Source organism: Roseiarcus sp. (assembly GCF_052145395.1).
GTDB lineage: Bacteria > Pseudomonadota > Alphaproteobacteria > Rhizobiales > Beijerinckiaceae > Roseiarcus.
In genome coordinates this window covers 1-2,814 of record NZ_JBKQOT010000371.1, presented here as the reverse complement: position 1 = coordinate 2,814, position 2,814 = coordinate 1, and the positions used below count along the sequence as shown (strand labels likewise).

Genomic DNA, 2,814 nt, shown 5'->3' with positions numbered 1-2,814 from the left:
GGCTTGTATGGCGGTGGACGGGACGAGATCGTAGGAGGGCAGATTGTCGACCGCATTGCCGGTCGCGCCGGGGAAGCGGATCACGCCTAAATTGCCGCCGTTGGCGCCGAAGACGGCAATGAGATCGAGCGAGAGATTGGCGACCGAAACCAGATGATCCCAGCGGCGCTGTCCATTCACCGCCAGAGTGCCGTCAGGCGCCGTAAGCATGCTTCCGGAATCGTCGAGCACGAAAGCGATTTCGAGCTTGGTGACGACGCCGAAAAGCTGCAATTGGTTGTTGTGGCCCGAGGCGCTCGAAGAGGCGCCGGCGTCGTTGCTCCCGAGCGTCAGCGTCGCTCCTGGCGCGGGGCCGGTGGTCGCTCCGGCCGTGAAGCCGATGGTTCCAGCGACGCTCTGGTTGGGCGCGACGCTCGTCGGCGGCGTCCCCACCTGGCTGTAAGGGGCGGCCAGGGCTGGGGTGAAGCCGGTGATCGTTCCCGTCCCCGTGCCGTAGTTGGCGATCACGAACGAGAGGTCGGCGACGCCCGGTCCTTGATTGATGAGCGCGTTGAAGCTCAGCGTCGCCGGAGTCAGGTTGAGCCAGGGTTGTTGCGACTCCGAATCGCTGTCGCCGACGACCCAGACAAAGCTGAGCGCGGCGCCGGAGCTGTTGGTGATGAGGATCGACAGCGTCGTGCCGCTGATGAACGAAACGACTTTCAGCAGCAGCACATTAGGGACCGACGACACGTCGAAATAAGCGGCGGCGGCTTCGGTCGCGTTGAAGCCGTCGGACAGCGCTTGCGCCGTCGCGATCGAAGTCGCTGTCACCGTCACGGGCGCTCCCGTCGTGCCCTGGGTCGAGTTGCTGGCTTCGACTTGAACCTGTATCGGCGTGGCGGGCGCCGGCCCGTTCATCGCGATGCTGATGAAGCTGGTGGACAGATTGTCGGCGGGATCGTTGCCGAAGATCGGTTGGAGCGGCGCGAAGCCGGCCATCGCCTTTCCGTTCGCGAGCGCGATGGGCGCGCCTGGGGGTTTGCCTAAGAGCGCGGCGGTGGCGTTGTCGGGATAGACGTAGAAGGTCATGGCGAGCCCCTTTCAAGGCGTGAAGGTGAAGGTGTCGGTCGTGTCCGCCGCGCCGGCGGCGTTTTGCAGGTGGAAGGTGAAAGCGCCCGTAGCCGCGACCGGGCCGACGCTGACGGTCAATTGCGTGTCGGATATGGACCCGACGATCGGCGCCGCTTGGCCGTTGATGGTGACGGAAACCGGCGGCTGGTTGAAATGCGAACCGAACAAGGTCACTTGCGTGGCGACGCCCTTCGAGCCGAGTTTGGGATTGAACTGGTTGGGCGAGGCGGCGAATTGCGGCGGCGGGGGCGGCAGCACGTCGAAAGTGTCGCCGGTGACGATGATTCCGCCGGCGGTCTGCACGGTGATGGGAACAAGGCCCGCCGGCATCGACGGCACGAGCACGTTGAGTTGCCCATTCGATTGCTGGCCGGTCAGCGCGGCGGCGGTCGCGCCGAACTGCACCGTGACCGGCCCGAGATTCAGATTGGCGCCGAACAATGTCACTTGCGTCGCCGGCGCGCCAAGTTTCGGATTGAACTGGTTGGGCGAAGCGTTGAAACTCGGCGTCAGCAGCAGCTTTTCGAGCCGGGCGAGGCGCGTCTCGACGCTCGCCAAAGTCAAGTGGCCGTGGCGCGCGTCGGCGATGTCGCCTTGCGCGATCGGCGCCGGGTTGGCGCCGCTCATCTTGCGATTGAGCGTGGCGAGGAGAGCGTAGCTGTGGCCGGCGACGTAATCCGCGTTGCCTACGACGGGCGGCGCCGTTCCCTGGCGCGTGCGCACGCACCACTCGCGCCGCATGCGCGCGGCGCTCTCGGTGCCCAGACCGGGCAGCACCTGCGAAGGATCCTCTTGCGACGTGATCAACCGTTCCCAGACGTCGAGATAGATTGCGACCGGGCCAGCTATATTCGGGATGGGCTGGATCTGCGTGAGGCCCGACGGTCCGGGCGCAGCGTAAAGCGTCTGCGCCTTGTAGTTGACGTCGGCCGTGATGAGAACGTCGAGGCCGTCGACGATGAAACGCCCGGCGTTGCGCAAAGCGATGTCGGTATTGGTTGCGCCCGCGGCGGGCGCGGTGGCGGCGGCGCGGACAATGAAATCGTCCGCCGTGGTCCCGCCGACCGCGTCGACACGGAAGCCGTCGCCGCCGTCCGGCACGCCGTCGCCAACGAACCATTTCAGATAGGCCCGCAGCTCGAATTTTCGGATGTCGTCGAACTCGTTCCAATCGGCATCGACGATCGGAACGCCCTGTTGCAATCTGACGTTACAGCGGAACTTGAGCGGATCGAAGGTGCTCGGTGTGATGAGGGCCATGGCGCGAAGCCTTTCTCGATCTCGGACGGCGGCTAGAACGTCAGCCAGATCGTGCGCGTGAGCGTGCTGGTGGGGTCCTTCACGATGACGGGGTGGGTGACGTAGTTGATCAGCGCCTGGGCGCCGTTGAGCGACGCGACGAGCCCGAACTCGCGCAAACTTCCAGTCGCATGGTTGGCGTCGGGCCAGGTCGGCATGTTGGCGCCCAAGGTGACGACGATTTGCAGGCGTGAGGTCGGCGCCGCCGAGGGTGCGGCGCCGTTGAGATAGGTGAATTGCATCGCCGTGCGCGGTGCGAGATAGGGATTGCGATCGACGAGCGCGGCCTGGGCCGAGGTCGCCGGCGGCGCGCCCGTTGCGTCCCACGCGTCGAGACCCTGGCCGACCAGGAGGCCCTGAATCCCGAACGTTGTCGTCGGCGCGCCGGCCATGAAGCCCGCC

Annotated in this window: 3 protein-coding genes; all 3 read right to left on the bottom strand. The window is 65.8% G+C overall.

All coding sequences use genetic code 11. The features are described from left to right. The coding region (locus ACLP25_RS12380; protein ID WP_442469496.1) for a hypothetical protein at positions 1 to 1,071 on the bottom strand (1,071 nt) is incomplete at its 3' end. Between the two features lie 12 nt (positions 1,072 to 1,083). Continuing rightward, the gene (locus ACLP25_RS12375; RefSeq protein WP_442469495.1) at positions 1,084 to 2,373 is read right to left on the bottom strand and encodes an IPT/TIG domain-containing protein; all 1,290 of its coding nucleotides are present in this window, start codon (positions 2,371 to 2,373) and stop codon (positions 1,084 to 1,086) included. A gap of 32 nt (positions 2,374 to 2,405) precedes the next feature. Beyond that, positions 2,406 to 2,814: hypothetical protein (locus tag ACLP25_RS12370; protein WP_442469494.1), on the bottom strand; the 409-nt coding region annotated here is incomplete at its 5' end.